The sequence below is a fragment of the Streptomyces sp. NPDC048424 genome (assembly GCF_040651555.1).
Lineage (GTDB): Bacteria > Actinomycetota > Actinomycetes > Streptomycetales > Streptomycetaceae > Streptomyces.
In genome coordinates this window covers 225,409-247,296 of the sequence record NZ_JBEZKE010000011.1, presented here as the reverse complement: position 1 = coordinate 247,296, position 21,888 = coordinate 225,409, and the positions used below count along the sequence as shown (strand labels likewise).

Genomic DNA, 21,888 nt, shown 5'->3' with positions numbered 1-21,888 from the left:
TGTCCCCCCGGGGTCGATACTGAAGGTTGCGGTGCGTGGAGGCGACATGGGTGAACCGGAGCATCGTGGCCCGAGGCCGGCCTCGGTGCCCGTGACCGAGACGGCAGCGGTCGTACTGGACGACGCAGGCGTGGTCGTCGCCCGTTCGGAATGGGCTGCGAAGCTGCTCGACTGCCCGCCCGGTCAGACCTGTGCCCCCCTGCTGGGAATGCTGCCACGCGCCGGGGCGGAGGCGGGACCGGCCCGGCGCCTGGTGACCCTTCCCGCAAGCGAGCACGTGGGCACGAAGGTGCCCCTCGTCTGCACGGTCGTCCGGCTCGCGGCCCGCGCTCCCGGCGATCGCGACGCCGAAGCGCAGTGGCTCGTCCTGGTCACCCCGGCGGAGACCGCCGTGGACGCGGCCGAGCCCGACTCGGAGCGACGCCGCAAGAGGCTGTCCCACACCGCCGCCGCGAGCATCGGGGCCTCCCTGGACGTCACGGACATGGCCCAGGTCCTCGTGAACCTGCTCGTACCCGACTTCGCGGACCTCGCCACCGTGGACCTCGCCGAGCCGGTACTGGTGGGCGACGAACCGCTGCAGCTCGACACCAGCGGCGAGGTCCGCCTGCGCCGGACCGCCGCCGCACAGAGCCCGGGGGTCTCCGCCGAGGACCTCCTCCCGGTCGGCGAGGCGCTCCCTCCCGTACCGGACACCGAGGTGATGCGCCCGCTCATGGCGGGACGGCCCGTGCTCGTCTCCGACGTCGGCACACTGCGCGCCGCGCTCGGGGTGGACACCGACACCCTGCGCCTGTTCGTCCCGAGCGGGGCGCACTCCACCATCGCGGTGCCCCTGTACGCACGCGGTCTGATCCTCGGCTGCGTCACGGTCTGGCGCAGCCAGCTGCCCTCCGCCTTCGGCGAGGAGGATGCGGTCCTCCTCCAGGACGTCGCCTCCAGGGCCGCACTCGGCGTGGACAACGCGCGCCGCTACACCAAGGAACACCGGTCCGTGGTCGCCCTGCAGCGGAGCCTGCTGCCGCAGTCCGTCCTGAACACGGCGGCCGCGGACACGGCGGGGATCTACCAGCCGGCGGGCGGCGGCGCCGGGGTCGGCGGGGACTGGTTCGACGTCATCCCCCTGCCCTCGCTGCGCGTGGCGTTCGTCGTCGGGGACGTCGTCGGCCACGGACTCGAGGCCACCGCGGCCATGGCACGGCTGCGGACCGCGGTGCAGACCCTGGCCGACCTCGACCTGGATCCCGGCGAGCTGCTCACGCACCTGGACGACCTGGTGCTCGGCTTCTCCAGCGAGCAGATGACCGGCGCATCCCGCACGGAACCCGCGGTGCTCGGAGCGACGTGCCTGTACGCCGTCTACGACCCGGTCACGAGCCGGTGCGTCGTCGCCACCGCGGGGCACCCGCCGCCGGCCGTGCTGCCCCCGGGGGAGGAGCCGCACTTCCTGGACATGGTGCCGGGACCGCCGCTCGGCGTCGGCGGAATGCCCTTCGAGGTGACGGAGTTCGGCGTACGGCCCGACAGCACACTGGCGTTCTTCACGGACGGACTCGTGGCGCGCCGCGGCGGCGACATCGAGGAAGGGATGGAGCGACTGCGGAGCTCGCTCGTCGGCGCCGGATCGAGCCGGCCCCTGGGCGAGGTCAGCCAGAGCGTGTTCGACAAGGTGCTGCCCCAAGAGCCCGCCGACGACGTCGCCCTGCTGCTCGCCCGCACCCGCGCCCTCCCGTCCGACCGGGTCGCCGAGTGGGAGTTCGAAGCCGACCTGTCCCTCGTCGCGCACGCCCGTGAGCTGGTGGTGGGCCGGCTGTCCGGCTGGCAGCTGGACGAACTGAGCTTCGTGACCGAGCTCGTCGTCAGCGAGCTCGTCACGAACGCGATCCGCTACGCGGGCGGCCCGGTCGGGCTCCGGCTGATCCGCGACCGGGTACTCGTCTGCGAGGTGTCCGACCCCAGCAGCACGCAGCCGCGCCTGCGCCGTGCACGGGAGACGGACGAGGGCGGGCGCGGCCTGTTCCTCGTCGCCCAGCTCACCGACCGCTGGGGCTGCCGGTTCACCGGCACCGGGAAGACGATCTGGACGGAGCAGCCGATCGCCGGTCCCCTCAGTACGGCGTGAGCCGGGACACGGCCGCGGTGACGGCGTCGAAGCGCATGGTGGTGCGGGACCGCTGGTCGTACCGGTCCCAGCGCGGCATGGCCGGGTGGTTGGGGTCCCCGGTGCGGATGAACGAGATCCAGGCCCGGTGCACGGTCCTGGCCAGGCCGTCCCTGATCCTGGTGTCCATGCCCGCCAGGAACGGCGCGTGCGCCCACGCGTCGAAGTTGTCGAACACGAAGGGCAGGTCCAGGCAGTGCGGGGCACCCAGCCGGCCTTCGTGCGCGGGCGTGGGGAAGGCGAACTCGTACGCCCAGACCGGGCGGCCCCGTGCCGCCCGCGCCTGCGCGAACGCCAGGGTGGGCTTCCTGAACAGCTCGTCGGTGCTCAGGTCGACGAGGACGTCGACGGGCCGCGCCCCCGGGCGGGCCGCCTCGTACGCCGCGTAGGCATCGGCCGCGCCGTCGCCGAAGGTGGCCCGTGCCCGTTCGAGCACCTGCTCCCTGGTGGCCGACGCGTACGTCTCGCCGAGCGCGAAGCTGAAGCTCGACTCCTCCGCGGTCCAGCCGATGAGGACGTCGATGTCGGCGCCAGGACCGTCGAGCAGGTTCTCGACGGGTTGCCGCGGCGCCGTCGAGCCGTCCAGGACCGGCATGAACGGCACCGTCCAGTGCCCCCACTCCACGGTGTCCCCGAGGAGTCCGGCGGTGGCCTCGACCAGCGACGGCCAGGGCGCGGTGCGCAGTTCGTCGAGGTCCTTCGCGCCGGCGATCCCCAGAAAGGCCGAGGTGCGGGCGAGGGACGCGGCGGGTGTGGCGAGCGGCATCCCGAGCGGGACGCTCTGGAGGACGGCGCGCCGGAAGGGACGACCGTCGCCCACGTGGCCCGCGAGCGCCGCGGTGGAGAGGGCGCCGGCGGACTGGCCCGCGACGGTGACGTGGTCGGGGTCTCCGCCGAACGCGGCGATGTTGTCGTGGACCCAGCGCAGTGCGGCGAGTTGGTCGGTCAGCCAGAGGTTTCCGTGCTCGGAGCCGTCGTCCGACTCGAAGTACAGCAGGCCGAGCGGTCCGAGCCGGTAGTTGAGGTTCACCACGACCAGGTCGCCGTTGCGGGCGAAGGTCTCGCCCGCGTAGTTGGGCATCGCGCCGGACCCGGAGAGGAAGGCGCCGCCGTGGATCCAGACCAGGACCGGCCGGCGCGCGTCGTCCGTACCGGGCGTCCACACGTTGAGCGTCAGGCAGTCCTCGTCGAAGGGCGGGAGGCCGTGGCTGCCGAGTACGGGGTCGCCCGCACGGACGGCCTGCGGCGCGCTCGGGCCGTACGCCGAGGCGTCGAGGACCCCGGACCACCCCGGATGCGGCTGAGCGGGAAGCCATCTGAGGGGCCCGACGGGCGGCGCGGCGTAGGGCACGCCCTTGAACACGGCGAGGCCCCGTTCGACGGCGCCCCGGATCCGGCCCGAACCGGTGTGGACGACGGGCGCGGTGCGGTCCTGAGGAAGACCCATCTGGTGTTTCCTTCCGTGAGGAGGAGTGGGTCGCGCGGTGGTCAGAGCCCGGACTTCTCGTGCCAGATCCGGCCGGAGGCCCGGAGCGGGTCCTCGACGACCGACGGTTCGGCGTCCCAGATGCGGGTCATCGGCCGCTGCGCCGTGAACGGGGTCCATCCGGGATCCCCGGTGGCGGCGAAGGAGATCCACGAGGCGCGGAGCCGCTCGGACAGGCGGGTGAACTCCCGGGAGGGGGCCTTGCCGCCGAAGAGGAAGGCCGCCAGCGGCCCCCGCGCGTGACCGAACGTCGCCGGGATGTCCATGGTGTGGCAAGCGCCCAGAGCCCCGCCGAAGGCCGGGCTGCTCCAGGTGAAGTCGTAGAGCCAGGCCCGGCCGCCCGCGGCGGAGTGCGCCTGCGCCCGCCACGTCGAGGGCATCCGGAACAGCGCGTCGGAGTACATGGCGACGTACAGCTGGGAGTCGCTCAGCCCGGGGTGGGCGGCGCGGTAGGCGGCGGCGGCCCGGCGGTCGAGCCCCAACTCGGCCGTGACGACGTCGAGATCGAGATCACGGATCTTGGCCGAGGGACCTGCGGGCTTGCGCGACGCCCTTTCGCGGAATCCCGCGCGGGCCGCCGCGAGCATCATGGGCACGGCCCTGACCATCGCGGACGGCTTGATCTTGACGAGGCCGCGCTCCATGGCGAACAGCGTGAACTCGTCGTGCGTGTAGCCCGAGATGAGGTCCACGTCGCGTGCGCACCCCGAGCGGAGTGCGCGCCACGGCTCGTCCACGACGGTGACGCCGTCGATGACGGGCGAGAACGCGGTGATCGCCTCGGGAGTCGTCCAGCCGGACGGATCCGCCCGCATCGCCGGCAGGGGCGCGTCCTGTACGGCCAGAACGGCCTCGGGTGGGAGGGAAGCCCACTCCTCGGCGTTCACCCCGGCCGCTTTCCCGAGCAGCGCCGCTATCCGCCGGGCCTCCTCCTCGGGCAGGAACCGCCCGGCCATGCTCTGGACGATGGCGCGCCGGAACAGACCGCGCGCGGCGGGCGCCGACAGCAGCGCGGCGACGGACGCGCCGCCACCGGACTCGCCGAAGACCGTCACGTTGTCCGGATCGCCACCGAACGCCGCCACGTTCTCCCGTACCCAGGTGAGTGCGGCGGCCTGATCGAGGAAGCCCCGGTTGGCGGGCGCGCCCGGAACGTGGCCGAACCCCTCGAAGCCGACGCGGTAGTTGAAGGTCACGAGGACGACGCCGCCCCGGGCCAGCACCTCTCCGTCGTGCAGGGGGTCGGCGCTGTGGCCCGTCTTCCACCCCCCGCCGTAGATCCACACCATCACCGGCAGCCGGTCACCGGCGCCGCCCGGCGTCCAGACGTTCACGCTGAGACAGTCCAGGCCGTCCTCCGGCCGCCACGCCGGTGGCATGCCCGGCACCAGCGGCATCTGCGGCGGTACGGCGCTGAAGGAGGTGGCCGGCCGGACACCGTCCCAGGCGGGGACCGGGGCCGGTGCCCGGAACCTGAGCGGGCCCTCCGGGGGGAGGGCGTAGGGAATGCCCTTGAAGACCGACAGCCCGTCCTCGGCCGTGCCTTCGACCTTGCCGGTCAGGGTCTCGATGACAACACCCATGGGGTGGCTCCTTTTCACGTGGAGAGTCTGAGGACCGCGTCCAGCAGGCAGGCCCCGCCGAACATCAGGTCGGTGATCCGGGCGTGCTCGTCCGGCGCGTGGATGAGCCGCATGACGTCCGCGTCACTCGCGGAGGGGAAGAACCCCACCACCTTCGTCTCGGGGAAGGCGCGGGCGTCGGTGGCGGCCGGGTTGATGTACGGGAGGACGCGCGCTCCCGGTTCGTGGGCCGCGACCGTGTCTCCCAGGACCCGCAGGAGCCGCGGGTCGTCGTGGACGGCGTGGCTCGCCCTGCCGTGCAGCAGCGATACCTCGACCCCGTCCCCGACCGCCTTCCGGACCTCCGCCACCCAGTCCTCGGGCACCTGGCCGGGCAGCAGGCGTCCGTCCAGCACCACGCTCGCCTCGACGGGCACCACGTTCTGCCGCTGTCCCGCGGACAGCAGCGTCGGGGTGGCCGTGTTGTGCAGCCCGGTGATGACGAACTCGCGCAGGACCGGATCGATGGGCAGACTGTTCGCGGCTGCCCAGGTCGGGGCCTTCAGCAGGCGCCCGATCGCCTCGGCCCCCGTCCCCGGGTGCAGGTCGGCGAGCGTGCCGAGCATGCGGCGCGCGGCCGGGTGCAGCACGGAGCGGGGGGCGAAGGCGCGCAGCCGGAGCAGGGCCTCCGCGAGCGTGAAGACGGCCGCGTCCGAGCGCGGGACGGAAGCGTGACCGCCCCGACCGCGCGCGGTGATCCGCATCCTGGCGCTGCCCTTCTCGGCCACCTGGACGGTGTACACGGGGCCGCCGGGCGTCGGGAAACGCTGCCCACCGCCCTCGTTGAACGCGAACTCGGCCTCGACGAGCCCCCGGTGGTTCTCCCACAGCCAGTGCGCTCCCAGCCGGCTGCCGGCCTCTTCGTCGGCGGTGACCACCAGCAGCAGGTCCCGGCGCAGCGGTACCCGGTGCGCGGCGAGGAGCTGCACCACCAGCAGGCTCGCGGCGATCTGGCCCTTCATGTCCAGCGCCCCGCGGCCCCACACGCGGCCGTCGGCCACCTCGCCCGAGAAGGGCGGACGGCTCCACTCGTCGGGCCGGGCACCGACCACGTCCGCGTGGCCCAGCAGCATGAGCGGCGGCTCCTGCCCCGAGCCCGGAAGCCGGGCGACGAGGTTCGCCCGGCCCGGTTCGGCCTCCAGCACGGTGTGCGCGACACCCGCGCGGGACAACTCCCGGGAGATGTGGCGCGCGACGGCGATCTCGTGGCCCGGCGGGTTCGAGGTGTCCAGGCGGATCAGCGCCGAGAGGTGGCCGACGAGGTGCCGTTCCTGGTCGGCCCAGGAGAACGGCAGCGGCATCGGCTCGGGTGTGGTGCACATGTGCGCTCCGGGCTCCTGAAAAGGCGCGGACATCTACTGTTACACGTGTAACCATCTCTGTGGTCCTGTGTAGCACCCCGCCGCGCTCCCGCGCCAGTCCACCCGGAGGTTCCCTTCATGGCCCACGACTACGAGACGCGCGTCGCGGAAGCCCGACGGGCCACCATGACGGGCTGGGACTTCAGCTGGCTGACGGGCCGGGCGGCCGGCGAGGGTCCCTCCTGGGACTACGCACACCACGCCCGCGCCCTGCTCCCGCGCATCCGTCGCCTGCTGGACGTCGACACCGGCGGCGGCGAGTTCCTCGCCTCGCTCGCCCCGCTGCCGCCCGAGGTCGTGGCCACCGAAAACTGGGAGCCCAACCTCCCCCTGGCCCGGCAACGGCTCGCCCCGCTGGGAGTGGAGGTCCACCGGACGTCGGGGCTGAACCTGCCGCCCGGACCCTTCGACCTGATCCTCAACCGGCACGGACTGCTGGACGCGGCCGGCATCCGCGCCGCCCTCGCGCCGGGCGGCCGGCTCCTCACCCAGCAGGTGGGCAGCCGCAACCAGCTCGAACTGAGCGAAGCCGTCGGCATCCCCGCGCCGGCCGATCCCGACGGGTGGACCCTGGACGTGGCCGTACGGGCCCTGGAAGCCGCGGGCCTGCACGTGGTCACGGCGCGCGAGGAGATGAGCCCCTACACCTTCCACGACATCGGAGCGGTGGTCTTCCAACTGCGCGCCATCCCCTGGCAGTTCCCCGGCTTCACCCCATCCGCACACGAGCCCGCGCTCCGCCGACTCGACCGGCACATCACAAGCACGGGCGGATTCACGGCGCACGACCACCGGTTCCTGATCGAAGCGCGAGCGCGCGGCTGAACGCCCCCGACGCGCTTCACATGGACGTGAGCGCGAGGGCCGGAAGGGGTTCGCTCGTCAGGGGCGAGCTGCCCGGGGGTGCTTGGACCCCGCGACGCACACCAGCTGTGACGGGACGGTCACCCCGCGCGCCTTCCGGAAACCTGCACATCGTGTTCGCGAGCGCTTCCGCCGACCTCCTCCGCTCCACGATGTGGGGGATATGTCCCTGCTGTTTGGTGGGGGCTTGTCCTGTTTGGTTCTGTGTAAGCAAGGAGCGGCCCATATCTGTTACTCGATCCTGTGAAGAAGCCGTCACCATTCGGTGAATCAAGCTGCACGTCAGTCGTCGGAGGTGATCATCCGTCCGTGACGGGGGGTCAACGGGATTGGCTGGGCAACCCGTTCGCGTGCTTTCATCTTGCGCATTGCGGCAGTCGGAAAAGGTGGCCGAGTTTCGGTCGCCCAGCCGCCGCAGCTGTGAATTCCTCCCCCCAATGAAAGGTGCGCGTCATGCGTAACGACATCGAGACCCGTGAGATCGCCGACACCGAGCTGGACGCCGTCTCCGGTGGCATCATCAGCATCTCCGGCGGCCTCGCCGGCGCCGTGACCAGCGACGTCAGCGGCGTCGTGGGTGTCGTCGGCTCCCTCAACACCGTCCAGGCCGCGCAGGGCATCGTGTCCCACGTCCCCGGTCTCGTCACGGGCCTCACCGGCGTTTCGGTGAACGCCGGGCGCGCCGGTCTCTGATCCGGATATCCCCAGGAACCCCGGAGCGCCCCCCACGGCTCCGGGGTTCCTGGCTGCCCGTGTGCCCGATCGATGCGAATGCAGTGGAAGGAATGATCCGTGCAGTTTCGCCAAAAGGCTCTTTCCAAGCTGCAATCGCCCGAAGAACTGGATTTGCCCGTCCGGCTCGCGCGCCCGCAGGGACGCCTCGTCCTGGCCGTCACGGTCGTCGTCATGGCCGCTGCCGCCTTCTGGGCCTTCACGGGCACCGTCTCCTCCAAGCTGAGCGCACCCGGCATCCTCACCCAGGCCGAGGGCAGCTACGTACTGCAGACGCCGGTCGCGGGACAGGTGACCGGAGTCCTCGCCGAGGAGGGCCAGCTGCTGGACGCCGGCGCGCCCCTGCTGAACGTCCGTACGGAACAAGGGGACCGCCCCGTGCGCGTGGTGACCGGCGGCCGGCTGACGACCCTGGTGGCCAAGGTCGGCTCGGTCGTCGCCACGGGCGCGGACGTGGCGACCGTGGAACGCGTGAAGAGTCCGGAGGACCCGCTGGTGGCCGTTCTGTACGTACCGGGCGGCAACGGCTCGGCGATCCCCGTGGGCGCCGCGGTCGACCTGAGCGTCCAGTCCGTTCCACAGCAGCAGTTCGGCACGCTGCGCGGCCGCGTCCAGGAGGTCGGCCGCGCCCCTCAGACACGGACGCAGATCGGCGGCTTCCTCGGCGACAACGGGCTCGCCGAACAGTTCGCCGGCCACGGCAACCCGGTCGCCGTGCTCGTACGGCTCGAACGCTCGCCCTCCACCAAGTCCGGCTACCGGTGGTCCTCCGCGGACGGGCCTCCGTACGCCATCGACTCGCGGACGCCGCTCACCGGCGCCGTCCACCTCGCCGCCCGGCGCCCCGTCGACTGGCTGCTGCCGTGACCGCGCCGCAGACCGGGACACCGCCGCAGACCGGGACCGCGCCGCAGCCGCCGCAGCTCCCGCCCCCCGGGCGCCGCCGCCGGCGCCCCGAGCCCAAGGGCGGCACCCGTCGCAGGACCACCTCCGCCCCCGCGGCCCCCAGGGGCAGGACGCCCCGCCCCGTACGCACCCCCACCGTGCTGCAGATGGAGGCCGTGGAGTGCGGCGCCGCCGCCCTGGCCATGGTCCTCGGCCACTACGGCCGCTTCGTCCCCCTCGAGGAACTGCGCATCGCCTGCGGCGTCTCCCGCGACGGCTCCCGCGCCAGCAACCTCCTCAAGGCCGCCCGCGGCTACGGGCTGACGGCCAAGGGCATGCAGATGGACCTGGCCGCGCTCGCCGAGGTGAGCGCCCCGGCCGTCCTCTTCTGGGAGTTCAACCACTACGTCGTCTACGACGGCACGGGCCGCCGGCTCGGCCGCCGGGGCGTGTACGTCAACGACCCCGGCAAGGGCCGCCGGTTCGTCCCCATGGACGAGTTCGACACCAGCTTCACCGGTGTCGTCCTCACCTTCGAGCCCGGCGAGGGTTTCCGCCGCGGCGGCCGCAAGCCGGGCGTCCTCGGCGCCATGCCGGCCCGTCTGCGCGGCACTTCGGGCACCATGGCCGCCGCCGTGGTCTCCAGCCTGCTCCTGGTCGCCGTCGGGGCATCGGTGCCGGCGCTGAGCCGCACGTACATCGACATGTTCCTCATCGGTGAGCAGACGTCCCTGCTGGGGGTGCTGTTCGCCGCGATGGCCGTCGCCCTCGTGCTCACCGCGACGCTCACCGCGCTGCAACAGGCCAATCTGCTGCGCGGGCGCATCATCTCCTCCACCCTCGGCAGTGCCCGCTTCTTCCGGCACCTGCTCCGGCTTCCGGTCACCTTCTACTCCCAGCGCAACCCGGCCGACCTGGTCCAGCGCCTGCAGTCCAACGACGCGGTCGCCGAGACCCTCGCCCGGGACCTGGCCGCCGCGGGCGTGGACGCCGTGGTGGTCGTGCTCTACGCGGTCCTGCTGTGGACGTACGATCCGCAGCTCACCCTCGTCGGCGTGGCCGTGGCGCTGCTGAACGTCGTGGCGATGCGGATCGTGATCGGGCTGAGGGCCACCGGTACCCAGAAGCTGCGCGCCGAGAGCGCCCGGCTGACCAACACCTCCTACAGCGGTCTCCAGCTCATCGAGACGATGAAGGCAACGGGCGCCGAGAACGGCTTCTTCCGCCGCTGGGCCGGACAGCACGCCGTCACTCTCGACGTGCAGCAGCGGCTCGGCGTGCCCAGTGCGTGGCTGGCGATCGTCGCGCCCACGCTGGCGGCGTTCAACAGCGCGCTGATCCTGATGATCGGCGGCCTGCGGGCGGTCGAGGGACACCTCACCGTGGGCCTGCTCGTCGCCTTCCAGGCCCTGGTGACCAGCTTCACCGCGCCGATCTCCCGGCTGGGCGGCGTCGCCGGCCGGATCCAGGACTTCGCGGCCGACGTCGCCCGGCTCAAGGACGTCGAGAACTTTCCCGTCGCGCCGGTCCACGCGCGGCGCGAGCCCCCCGGCGGCACCCGCCGCCTCAAGGGCCATGTGGAACTGGACCACGTCACCTTCGGGTACAGCCCGCTGGACGCCCCGCTGCTCAAGGACTTCTCGCTCTCGGTCGGCCCCGGTCAGCAGGTCGCGCTCGTCGGCGGCTCCGGCAGCGGCAAGTCCACCGTCTCCCGGCTGATCTCCGGCCTCTACACCCCTTGGGAGGGGGCCGTCCGCATCGACGGGATGCGGCTGGCGGACATCCCCCGCGGCGCGCTGGCCGCTTCCGTCTCCTTCGTCGACCAGGACGTCTTCCTCTTCGAGGGCACCGTCCGCGACAACGTCACCCTGTGGGACCCTTCCATCCCGGACGAGGCCGTGATCGCCGCCCTCGAGGACGCCGCCGTGCACGACGTGGTCGCCCGCCGCCCCGGCGGCATCCACAGCCGCGTCGAGCAGGACGGCCGCAACTTCTCCGGCGGCCAGCGCCAACGGCTGGAGATCGCACGGGCGCTGGTGCGCCGCCCCAGCGTCATGGTCCTCGACGAGGTGACCAGCGCCCTGGACGCGGTCACCGAGCAGGTCATCATCGACAACCTGCGCCGTCGTGGCTGCGCCTGCGTGGTCATCGCGCACCGGCTGAGCACCGTGCGCGACAGCGACGAGATCGTCGTACTCGACCGGGGCACGGTCGTGGAACGCGGGCGGCACGAGCGGCTGCTCGCCGCCCAGGGCCCGTACGCCGCGCTGGTCAAGGAGCACTGAGGTGACGCAGGCACACCACGCCGCCGTGGGCTTCGCCGGCGCCGGGCAGCCGGGCGGGACACCGGACCCGGTCGTCGCGGCCCTGGGCGCACTGGGCTCGCCCGTCGACTGCACGGGCCTGCGCAGCCTGGCCCTGGAGGGCCCGCTCGTCCTGTGGCTCGTCGTACAGGGCGAGTTGGACCTGTTCGCCGTCGACGCGGCGCAGGCCGGCCACTGGCACTTCCTGGGCCGGCTGTCGCCGGGCACACTGCTGCTGGGCCCGGCCGAGGGCCCCGACCACACCCTGGTCGGCCGCCCCCTGGAGGGGTGTTGGGTCCGCCGCATCGAACTGCGGGAGCTGTACCGCCCGGAGTACGGCGAGCAGTTCCACGGCGACCAGTTCCACGGGGACCAGTTCCACGGCGACCAGTTCCAGGCCGGTCAGGTGCACGGCGGAGCCTGGTACGCCGACCAAGTGCCCTACGGGGCCGCCGACGGAGGACGGCTGAGCCCCCTGGAGGACGCCTTCGCGCGCGGCGTCGGCCGCGGCCTGCGCGTGCTCTACCAGGCCCCGCTCGACGGCAGCGCCACCACCGGGCACGGTGGGGCCGACGACGACATCCTGTGGATGCAGATCACCCCGGGCAGCGTCCAGTACGGAGCCGTGTACGAGGCGGAGGCGGTGGGCACCCTCCTCGTCGACGCGGCGATGTGGCAGGGCATGGTCGACCAGCAGCACCGGCTGCTGTACGCCCTCGACGGCTGGATCGAACAGCTCGAGCGCACGCACGAGGACCGCACGGCCGCCGGCATCGAGGCGGGACGGGCAGCACGTACCCAGGCGGACCGCACCCTGCTGGCGTCCATCGTCCGCTCCGGCCGGCACCCCCACCGGAGCGGGAGCGCCGACGCGACCTTCGCCGTGTGCCGCACGGTCGCCGCCGCGGCCCGCATCACCCTGTCCGAGCCGGGCGGGGCCGGCGCCGCGTCCGAGCAGCTGGATCCCGTCGAACGCATCGCGCTCGCCTCGCGGATCCGCACCCGCGTGGTCAGGCTCGGCGGGCGCTGGTGGCGGGAGAACAGCGGTCCTCTGGTGGGCCGGCGGGAGAAGGACGCCGCGCCGGTCGCCCTGCTGTGGCGGCGCGGCGGCTACGAGGCCGTCGACCCCGCCACCGGCACGCGCGAGCGCGTCTCGAAGACCAACGAGGCCGCCTTCGAACCGCACGGCATCATGCTCTACCGCCCCCTGCCCGACGGGCCGGTGGGCCTGGCGGCCCTGCTCCGCTTCAGCGTCCGCGGCACCTTCCCGGAGCTGCGCAGCCTCCTCCTGGGCGGGCTGGTCGCGGTGGTCCTCGGCGCCCTGGTGCCGATCGCCACCGGACAGGTCCTCGGCCGGTACGTCCCGCAGGCCGAGAACGGCCTCATCGTGCAGACCGGGCTGGCCCTGATCGCGACCGCGATCGTCTCGGCCGCGTTCATGCTGCTGCAGAACACCTCCCTCCTGCGCATGGAGGGCCGCATCGAGGCCACCTTGCAGCCGGCCGTGTGGGACCGGCTGCTGCGGCTGCCGGCGACGTTCTTCGCCGGCCGCTCCACCGGCGAACTGGCCGGCGCGGCGATGGGCATCAGCGCGATCCGCCGCGTGCTGTCCGGCATCGGCCCGGTCTGCGTCCAGGCGGGCGCGGTCGGCACGATGAACCTCGTGCTGCTGCTCGTCTACAGCGTGCCGCTGGCGATGGCCGCGCTCGCCATGCTGGTCGTCATCGCGGGGGTCTTCCTGGGCCTGGGGCTGTGGCAGCTGCGCTACGAGCGCCGGCTGATCAAGCTCGGCCACCGGCTCAACAACCAGGCCTTCCAGACCCTGCGCGGCCTGCCCAAGCTGCGCGTGGCCGCCGCCGAGAGCTTCGCGTACGCGGCCTGGGCACGGGAGTTCGCCCGTACCCGCGACCTGCACCAGCGCACCGGCCGGATCCAGAACGTCATCACGGTCCTCGGCGCCGTCTACCTGCCGCTGTGCACGCTGGTGATGTTCGTGCTGCTGGCCGGACCGGCCCGCGGCGCCATGTCCGCCGGTGAGTTCCTGACCTTCAGCACCGCACTGACGATGTTGCTGTCGTCGGTCACGCAGCTGACCGGAGCGCTGATCTCGGCGGCCGCCGTCCTGCCGATGTTCGAGCAGATCAAGCCGGTTCTGCGGGAGGTCCCCGAGGTGGGCGGCTCCAGTACCCGGCCGGGGGAGCTGACCGGCGCCATCGAGGCCAAGAACCTGTCGTACCGCTACGCCGACGACGGCCCGCTCGTCCTCGACGAAGTCGACTTCCGCATCCGTCCGGGGGAGTTCGTCGCGATCGTCGGCGCCAGCGGCTGTGGCAAGTCGACACTGCTGCGGCTGCTCATCGGCTTCGACAAGCCCCTGTCCGGCAACGTGCTCTACGACGGCCAGGACCTGGCCGCGCTCGACCAGGCGGCCGTGCGCCGCCAGTGCGGTGTCGTCCTGCAGAACGCCCAGCCCTTCACCGGTTCGATCCTCGACTGCATCTGCGGCGCCGGGACGTTCTCGCCGGAGGAGGCGTGGGAGGCCGCCGCGATGGCGGGTCTGGCCGAGGACATCAAGGCCATGCCGATGGGCATGCACACCATGCTGTCCGACGGCGGCGGCACCGTCTCGGGCGGCCAGCGCCAACGGCTGATGATCGCCCAGGCCCTCATCCGCAAGCCGCGCATCCTGTTCTTCGACGAGGCCACCAGCGCGCTGGACAACGAGGCCCAGCGCGTGGTCATCGAATCCACCCGCGCCCTGCACGCCACCCGCATCGTGATCGCCCACCGGCTCAGCACGATCATGGACGCCGACCGGGTGATCGCCATGAAGGACGGCCGGGTCGTCCAGCAGGGCCCACCGGCCGAACTGCTCGCCGACACGGCCGGCCTCTTCCACGACCTGGTCCGCCGCCAACTGCGCTGATGGGGGTACGGCCCGGGGCGCGGAAAGTTGACATCCTCAACGGTCGAGAATTACCGTCGTCCATTACTTGAGGATGTAAAACATCCACCCCCTCAATCATCATCGCCGCCTGCGGCAGCGCCAGCAGAGGAAGGGCACGGACATGAACCCCGCCCAGCACGGAGCGGCCGTCGCAGCCGAGACCGCCGCATTCGTCGCCGCGGTCAAGGCGGCCGAGCTCTCCACCCCGGTGCCGACCTGCCCCGGCTGGACCCTCGAAGACCTCACCCGGCACGTCGGCAGCGTGCACCGCTGGTTCAGCGAGCTGCTGCGCCGGCGCATCCAGCAGCCCCCGACCAGCCGTGAGGTGGACCTGCGGCTGCCGGAGCAGCCCGACGGCCTGCCCGACTGGCTGGCCGCGAGCGCGGCGGAGGCCGCCGAGGTGTTCGCCGCCATCGACCTGGACGCACCGATGTGGGCCTGGGGAGTCGACCAGCACGCCCGGTTCTGGGTCCGGCGGGTGCTCTTCGAGACCCTCGTCCACCGGGTCGACGCCCAACTCGCGCTCGGGCTCCCGCCGCACGTCGACCGCGCACTGGCGGTCGACGGCATCGACGAGTTCCTGACCAACCTGCCCTTCGCGTCCTCCTTCGCGCCGCTGACCGCCCGACTGCGCGCCCCGGACCGGACCATCCGCTTCAGCTGCACGGACGGCGACGGCGACGGCGACGGCGACGGTGACTGGCTGGTCGGCCTGCGCCCCGACGGCTTCGCCCTGGTGACCGACCGCGCCGAGTCCCTCGCGGGGGACGCCGCGGTCCGGGGAACCGCCGCCGACCTCCTGCTCCTCCTCTACGGCCGCCTCGACCGCCGCAGCGACGCCTTCGAGCTGCGCGGCGACCAGGACCTGCTCACCCACTGGTTCGCCCACTCGGCCTTCTGACGTCCCGCGACGTCCGCCACGCCCCGGGCGGACGTGCTGCGCAAGGTGCGCGCCCGTAGCCTGAAGAGAAGGCCGAACGGCCTGTCCGGCAACCGCGGAGCGGTGGGAGGTCGCCCCATGAGCAGGCGCTGGGCCGCGCGACTGGCCTTGGCGGCGGGCGCAGCGGCGATCGCGGTGCTGGTGGTCTTCGCCGGGCTCGGCAGCCTCGTGCTCATGGGCGTGGGGTGGGCGGGGCTGGTGCTCACGGCCGCCTGCGGCTGGTGGCTGCTCACCCACACCGGCTGGAAGAGGGCACTGGCCGCACTGCTCGCGGTCGCCGTGCCGCTGGTAGTCCTGATCCTGTACACGGCTGCCGGGCTGCTCTGGGTCGTGCTGGTCTCGCTCGCCCTGTGGGCGCTGGCCGTTTCCGCGGGCAGGGCCGCGCTCGTCGACGACACCCCGCCCGGCATGCCGGAGCACTCCGCCGGCCCGGCCGAACGGCCGTTCCTGATCATGAATCCGCGCTCGGGCGGCGGGAAGGTCGAGAAGTTCCACCTGGCGGAGCGCGCCAGGGCCCTGGGCGCCGAGGTCGTCGTGCTGGATCCGGCCCGGCGACAGGACGTGGCCGAGCTGGCGCGGAAGGCCGTACGCGACGGCGCCGACCTGCTCGGCGTCGCGGGCGGCGACGGCACGCAGGCCCTGGTCGCCGGAGTGGCCATGGAGCACGACCTCCCCTTCATGGTGATCAGCGCCGGCACCCGCAACCATTTCGCCATGGACCTCGGCCTGGACCGGCAGGACCCCTCCACGTGCCTGGAGGCACTGACCGACGGCGTCGAACTGCGCATCGACGTGGGCTACCTCCACGCGGGAGAGCCCGTGGACCCGAGCGCGGGGCGCGTCTTCCTCAACAACGCCTCGTTCGGCGTGTACGCGGAAGTCGTACAGAGTCCCGCCTACCGCGACGACAAGGCCCGCACCATCCTGGAGATGCTGCCGGACCTGCTGACCCACCACAGCGGTGCACGGCTGACCGTCCGTGCCGGATCGCTGACCAAGGACGCCCCCCAGGCCGTCCTCGTGAGCAACAACCCGTACGAGAGGGGCGACTCGGCCGGACTGGGACGCCGAGGGCGGCTGGACTCCGGCGAACTGGGAGTGCTGTGCGTCGGCGTCGGCAACGCCGCCGAAGCCACGGAACTCCTGCTGCGCGGCGGGCAGGGCCGCGGACTGACCGAGGCCACCGCCCGCGAGGTCCTCGTCGACGCCGACGCACCCGTCATCCCGGTCGGAGTCGACGGCGAGGCCCTGACGTTGCCCACTCCGGTGCGCTGTCGCATCGAGTCCGGCGCCCTGCGCGTGCGCGTGCCCCGCCACCGGCCCGGCGTCCCGCACACCGCGCCCCCGATGAACTGGCGCCGCGTACGACGCCTGGCCCTGACGATGGGGCGGACCGCGGCAGGACACGGGGCCGCCTGACCGACGGCCGGCCGCCCCTCCCGTCGCTCCGCGTGCGTGCGTACCTCCCACCGAGTAGCGTCGGAAGCGAGCGTTCCGTCCATACCGCTGCGGCCCGGCCCGGTGGAGCCGCCGCCGATGTCGGCAGAGGAACGGGATCACATGCCGAAGCACAGCATCAACGCGGCGACCGCTGCGACCGCCGCGACCGCTCTGGTCTGCCTGGCAGCGCTCGGCCCCGCGCCGAGCAGCGCCGCGTCGCCACCCGCCCGCTCCGGTACCGCGGCCCCCTCCCGGTTCGTGCCCGGCCCCTGCCCCAAGACGCCCGAGCCGATCGAAGCGCTCGGCAGCGCCCGGTGCGGCGTCCTGGAGGTCCCCGAGAACCGCTCCCGCCCCGGCGGCCGGACCATCAGGCTGGCCGTGGCGGTCATCCCGGCCGTCAACCCGGCGGAGCCGGCGCAGGAGCCCGTGGTGTTCATGGCGGGCGGCCCGGGTGCCGACACGTTCGACGACATTCCCTTCCTCATCGACTCCGGCCTGAACAAGGACCGCGATCTGATCGTCATGGCCCAGCGCGGCAACCTCTACGACCAGCCGAACCTCGCCTGCCCGGAGGTCGACCGCTTCAACGAGCAGGCCGTGGGCCTGGGCTACGACGCGAAGCGGGCGCAGGAGCTCATGCTGAAGGCGGTGAAGGACTGCCGGGCCCGCCTGACGGCCGACGGCGTCGACCTGAGCGCCTACAACACCACCGAGAACGCCGCCGACTTCGCCGACCTGCGCAAGGCGCTGGACATCCCCCGGTGGAACGTCTACGGGTACTCCTACGGCAGCAACCTGGCCCTCACGTACCTGCGCCTGCACCCCGAGGGAATCCGCGCGTTCGCGATCGACTCGATCACCCCTCCCCAGGACGTGACCCTGCCGTGGACATGGGGCAGCACCGCCGAGGGGATCGACAACATCTTCGCGGCGTGCGCGGCGCAGCCCGCCTGCAAGAACCGGTACCCGGACCTCCACCGGCTGCTCACGGAGCAGGTGCGCAAGCTGGAGGCCCACCCCCTGACGCTGAACGTCCCGCCGCCGGGCGGCGGAAAGCCGGTCAAGGTCGTGCTCGACGGGGGCGCGCTGCTCAACCTGATCGTCGCCTTCACTCCCCGGCCCAAGGACATGCCGGCGGCGCTCGACGAGCTCAGCCGCGGCAACCCGGAGCGCTTCGCGCAGGCCCGCGCGGCCGGCTCGGTCCAGAAGGTCGGCGAGTTCGCGCACGGCCTGACGAACTCGATAGCGTGCAGTGAGTGGGCGCCGGGGTACGCGGAACCCGACGTGCTGAAGGCAGGGCAGAAGGCCTTCCCCGAGTGGCCGGACACGGTCCTGGCCCAAGTGCCGCAGCTGCCCTTCCAGTACCCGGTGTGCGGGGTCTGGAACGTTCCGGACCGCGCGGAGGTCCAGCGGGTGGCCACGGCCAGCTCGGTGCCGGCCCTCGTCATCTCCGGCACGTTCGACGTGAAGACCGGGGCGAGTTGGGCGAAGGACGTGGCCCGCAACCTGTCCCGTTCGACCGCCGTGCAGGTCCCCGGAATCGGCCACTGGGTGGTCCCGCAGTCCCCTTGCGCGCAGCGCGTGCTGGCCTCGTTCTTCGCTCGTCCGACCGCGCCCGACACGGCGTGCGTGGACGACCTCGAGCCCGCACCGTTCACGATCATCCCGAAGTGACCGGGAGGCCTGATGACACGCCGGCAACCGCCCCGTCGCCGCCGCACCGCACGACGGCTCCACGCCACATCGGCCGCCATGGCGACGGGTCTCCTCGTCACCGGCCTGCTCGCGGCGCCCGCCGGAGCGCAGTCCCGCACCGACGCCACCACCGGCCCCGGAGCGCCGATCGGTACGGTGGCGCGGACGGTGGGCGACGCCCGCTTCGAGCCGGGCCCCTGCCCGAAGACGCCGGAACCGATCGAGGAGCTGGACGGGGCCCGCTGCGGCACGCTCACCGTGCCCGAGAACCGCGCCGAGTCGACGGGCAAGATGATCAGGCTCGGCGTCGCGATCGTGCCCGCCGAGTCGGACACCCCGAAACCCGACCCCATCGTGTGGCTCGCGGGCGGACCCGGAGACGACGCCGTGGGGGAGGCGAAGATGGCGATCGACGGCGGCCTGAACCGCGACCGTGACGTGATCTTCATGTCCCAGCGCGGTACGTACTCGGCCGACCCGACGCTCCTCTGCCCCGACATCGACGAGTTCAACGCACGGGCGGTCGGCCTCCGCAACGACGCTCCGTCCACCGAACGCCTGCACGTCGAGGCCACGAAGGCCTGCCGCGACCAACTCGCGGCCCGCGGCATCGACCTCGGCGCCTACAACGACACCGAGAGCGCCGCCGACTACGAGGACCTGCGCAGCGCGCTGGGCGTCAAGCAGTGGAACCTGTACGGGATCTCCTACGGCACCCACTTGGCGCTCGTTTACATGCGCCTGCACCCCGAGGGGCTGCGCGCGGTGGGCCTCGACGGCATACTGCCACCGTCCAAGTCCGGTTCGGCCGCGACCTGGAGCAGCGCCCGGCAGGGCTTCGACGGCCTGTTCAAGGCCTGCGCGGAGCAGCCGGCGTGCAACAAGCGCTACCCGAACCTGTCGGCCACCTTCGACCGGCTCGTCCGCGAACTCGAAGCCAAGCCGGTCACCACCACCGTCACGCTCCCCGGCAGCGACAAGCCGGTCAAGGTCGTCCTGGACGGTGGGGCCCTGGTGAACTGGATGACCTCCGCCACCCACGTGGCGCCCCAGGTTCCCGCCGCCCTCGACGAGCTGGCACACGGCAAGCCGCAGCGGATCGCCCAGCAGTGGGCGGGCGGCAAGCTCAGCCCCCAGGCCATGGGCAGGATCGCGCACGGGCTCGTCTACGGCGTCTTCTGCAGCGAGTGGACACCGTACGAGAGCAAGGACGCGGCGCTCCAGGGCGGACAGAAAGAGTTCCCGAACTACCCCCGCTCGGTACAGGCCCAGGCTCCGCAGCTCACCTTCCTCGGTCCGGACTGCGCCGCCTGGGACGTCCCCGCGGCGCCGCCCTCGATCCGCGACGCCACGCGCGGCGACATCCCGACCCTGGCCCTGTCGGGCGGGTTCGACTCCCAGACCGGGGCGGACAACGGGCCGTACGTCGCCCGCACGCTGCCCAACGCCAAGGTCGTCACGGTGCCGTTCGAGCCGCACGTGGTGTTCGCCACCTCGAAGTGCGCCCAGGAGATCACCGCCTCGTTCTTCGACGACCCGGCCGCGCCGAAGACCGCGTGCCTGAACAGCCTGAAGGCGCCCGAGTTCGAGATCGCACCCTGAGCCACGTGCGGGCCCGGGCCCGGCTCAGGACGTGGGCACGGTGTTGACGTAGTTGGTGCCGGCACTGTAGAAGCCGTCCACCGTCCTTTGGACATCCGCCTGGGAAACGGCCTGGTCGGCTTTGTAGTAGAACCAGTTGACCTTCATGTCCCACGTGCGCGTACCACCGGCGAAGGGAAGGTCGATGAGCCAATTGCTGAAGTGGACGTCCATTTTCTCGCGCGGGACGTACTTGCCGGAGCTGGTAAAAAGCTCCTTGCCGTCCATGGAGTAAGTGACCTTTCCGTCAACGGCGGTGATCATCATGAGGTGCCAGCCCTCGAGGTGCTGCTTGAGCGAGTGGCTGACCCGGTCCGGTGGATCGGCCTTGTACCAGCTGACGTTGTCCAGTCGCGGACCCACCGAACCCCAGCCGCCGTTCGGCAGGTACTCGCAGTCGAGTTCGCTGTAGTTCGGCGAGGAGTCCGAGGCGGAAATCGGGAAGAAGGTCTGGACGACGTGGTCGCCGCCCCGGCCGCTCGTGGGCTTGTCGCTGAAGTGGACCCGGGCGGCGAAGGTCCCCGTGAAGAGGTTGCTGCCGGTGCTCTGCACCTCGACCTGCCTGGTGCCCTGCTTGGTGCCGTCGGTGGAGGACTGCAGCTGCAGGACCCTGCCCCCCTGGGCGGTCGTGTCGGAGGGGAAGCCGGCACCCGCGGCGGACCAGGTGTCCTTGATCCCCGGGCCGCCCTCGCCGGTACGGATCTCCCAGCCGTGCGCGGCGAGCGAGGGGTCGTCGGCCCCGCTGTAGTGGAAGTTGTCGAACAGGGTCCCCGGCGGTCCGGACGGCGTCGGCGACGCGCTGGGGCCGGGCGCGGCGGCATCGTCACCGGGGCCGGCGGAACACGCGGCGAGTGCGCACAGGAGGGCAGGCAGCGTGAGCGCAGTCCACGCGCGGCGACGAGAGGTGCGGGGCTGGCTCACACGGGCTCCTTGGGCGTTGAGGCGGTACCTGGACACGCCCTTTTTTGCATGAGGATCAAATGACTGATCACACGAGGTGGGAATCCTAGCGAAACGAAGTGAGCGGGCGTGACGACCGTGGATCTCGCCTACTGGTCAGTACGTCCCATTGGTATTTCGATCCGATTACGACACCTCGGCAGATCACGCTAAATGCATACATCGAGACAATTTCGATTCAGGTCGGTGCACTAGCGTTCGCCCTGCCATCCCGTGGTCTACGTACCCTGCTCTGAAAGGCCCCGCAAGGTGCGCCCAGTCATCACCTCCATCGACCGCGGATCGGCGTACCAGGAAGACCCCGACACGCCTGAACCACATTTCGGGGATCCCGCTCCCGCACCTGTGTTCGTCTCCCATTCGGGTCTGCGGGGCCGCCTGTTGCGCGGCTTCGGCTGGCCGGTCTCCGTGATCGGCGCGATCCTGGCCGTCGCCATGGGCAGCAGCCTGGTCGGTGGGCAGGCGGACGCCCCGGCGATGGGCATACCCGCGCAGCCCCCGGGTTCGCCCGCCCCGCCGCCCTCACCCGTGCCGTCGCCGTCGCCGGCCCGCCCGTCCTCGTCTTCCTCACCTCGGACGGCCGCGCGGTCCGCCACACCGCACGCGAAGACCTCGGCCGACGCGTCGACGCCGACGGCCGGCGCGTCGAAACCGGCAGCCGGCACATCGAAGCCGGCGACCACCACGTCGAAGCCCACGACCACCGGGCCGCGCGGGGCAACTCCTTCGGGCCGGCCGGCCAAGCGCAACTGACCGTCCGCACCACCCATCTTCAGGAGCGTCATTGTCCCGCCACCAGCGCCGCCGGCAGTCCCTGCGCAGGCCGCGCCGACTGGCCGCGCCGCCGCTGC

The 21,888-nt window shown here is 72.2% G+C and carries 15 protein-coding genes; 10 read left to right on the top strand and 5 right to left on the bottom strand.

Annotated features, from left to right (window positions below; all coding sequences use genetic code 11):
• The first annotated feature begins 91 nt into the window (after positions 1-91).
• Positions 92-2,122 carry a SpoIIE family protein phosphatase gene (locus AB0D29_RS18790; RefSeq protein WP_362855449.1) on the top strand — a complete coding sequence of 677 codons (2,031 nt, stop codon included), beginning with the start codon at positions 92-94 and terminating at the stop codon, positions 2,120-2,122.
• On the opposite strand, the gene AB0D29_RS18785 is transcribed toward AB0D29_RS18790, so the two are convergent.
• From AB0D29_RS18785 to AB0D29_RS18775, 3 genes are read right to left on the bottom strand one after another with little or no spacing between them, the layout of a single operon-like run.
• Positions 2,109-3,608, bottom strand: a complete 1,500-nt coding sequence (locus tag AB0D29_RS18785; RefSeq protein WP_362855447.1) for a carboxylesterase family protein — start codon at positions 3,606-3,608, stop codon at positions 2,109-2,111. The genes AB0D29_RS18790 and AB0D29_RS18785 overlap by 14 nt on opposite strands.
• Before the next feature lie 41 nt (positions 3,609-3,649).
• Complete coding sequence (locus AB0D29_RS18780; protein WP_362855445.1) at positions 3,650-5,230, bottom strand: carboxylesterase family protein; 1,581 nt, start codon at positions 5,228-5,230, stop codon at positions 3,650-3,652.
• Between the two features lie 14 nt (positions 5,231-5,244).
• A complete protein-coding gene (locus AB0D29_RS18775) occupies positions 5,245-6,591 on the bottom strand; it encodes a M20/M25/M40 family metallo-hydrolase (protein WP_362855443.1) in 1,347 nt (448 codons plus the stop codon).
• Positions 6,592-6,708: 117 nt separating this feature from the next.
• Between AB0D29_RS18775 and AB0D29_RS18770 the strand changes: the two genes are divergently transcribed.
• From AB0D29_RS18770 to AB0D29_RS18730, 9 genes are all read left to right on the top strand, one after another.
• Positions 6,709-7,455, top strand: coding sequence for an SAM-dependent methyltransferase (locus AB0D29_RS18770; RefSeq protein WP_362855442.1), 747 nt, complete (start codon positions 6,709-6,711; stop codon positions 7,453-7,455).
• 492 nt (positions 7,456-7,947) lie between these two features.
• Positions 7,948-8,187 carry a hypothetical protein gene (locus AB0D29_RS18765; RefSeq protein ID WP_362855440.1) on the top strand — a complete coding sequence of 80 codons (240 nt, stop codon included), beginning with the start codon at positions 7,948-7,950 and terminating at the stop codon, positions 8,185-8,187.
• A 99-nt stretch (positions 8,188-8,286) separates the two neighbouring features.
• Entirely contained in the window at positions 8,287-9,093 is an 807-nt protein-coding gene (locus AB0D29_RS18760; protein WP_362855438.1) for an HlyD family efflux transporter periplasmic adaptor subunit, read from the top strand.
• A 176-nt stretch (positions 9,094-9,269) separates the two neighbouring features.
• Positions 9,270-11,396 (top strand): NHLP family bacteriocin export ABC transporter peptidase/permease/ATPase subunit, encoded by a 2,127-nt coding sequence (locus AB0D29_RS18755; RefSeq protein WP_362855482.1) that lies wholly within the window; start codon positions 9,270-9,272, stop codon positions 11,394-11,396.
• A gap of 25 nt (positions 11,397-11,421) precedes the next feature.
• Complete coding sequence (locus AB0D29_RS18750; protein ID WP_362855481.1) at positions 11,422-14,340, top strand: NHLP bacteriocin export ABC transporter permease/ATPase subunit; 2,919 nt, start codon at positions 11,422-11,424, stop codon at positions 14,338-14,340.
• A 142-nt stretch (positions 14,341-14,482) separates the two neighbouring features.
• Positions 14,483-15,262 carry a maleylpyruvate isomerase family mycothiol-dependent enzyme gene (locus AB0D29_RS18745; protein WP_362855436.1) on the top strand — a complete coding sequence of 260 codons (780 nt, stop codon included), beginning with the start codon at positions 14,483-14,485 and terminating at the stop codon, positions 15,260-15,262.
• 117 nt (positions 15,263-15,379) lie between these two features.
• Positions 15,380-16,720 carry a diacylglycerol kinase family protein gene (locus AB0D29_RS18740; RefSeq protein WP_362855434.1) on the top strand — a complete coding sequence of 447 codons (1,341 nt, stop codon included), beginning with the start codon at positions 15,380-15,382 and terminating at the stop codon, positions 16,718-16,720.
• Between the two features lie 141 nt (positions 16,721-16,861).
• Positions 16,862-18,415: an alpha/beta fold hydrolase gene (locus AB0D29_RS18735; RefSeq protein WP_362855433.1), complete on the top strand. Its 1,554-nt coding sequence runs from the start codon at positions 16,862-16,864 to the stop codon at positions 18,413-18,415.
• Between the two features lie 78 nt (positions 18,416-18,493).
• Positions 18,494-20,038 carry an alpha/beta hydrolase gene (locus tag AB0D29_RS18730; RefSeq protein WP_362855431.1) on the top strand — a complete coding sequence of 515 codons (1,545 nt, stop codon included), beginning with the start codon at positions 18,494-18,496 and terminating at the stop codon, positions 20,036-20,038.
• Between the two features lie 24 nt (positions 20,039-20,062).
• On the opposite strand, the gene AB0D29_RS18725 is transcribed toward AB0D29_RS18730, so the two are convergent.
• Both AB0D29_RS18725 and AB0D29_RS18720 read right to left on the bottom strand, forming a co-directional pair.
• Positions 20,063-20,998: a glycoside hydrolase family 16 protein gene (locus AB0D29_RS18725; RefSeq protein WP_362855429.1), complete on the bottom strand. Its 936-nt coding sequence runs from the start codon at positions 20,996-20,998 to the stop codon at positions 20,063-20,065.
• Between the two features lie 257 nt (positions 20,999-21,255).
• Entirely contained in the window at positions 21,256-21,822 is a 567-nt protein-coding gene (locus AB0D29_RS18720; RefSeq protein WP_362855428.1) for a hypothetical protein, read from the bottom strand.
• Positions 21,823-21,888 lie beyond the last annotated feature (66 nt).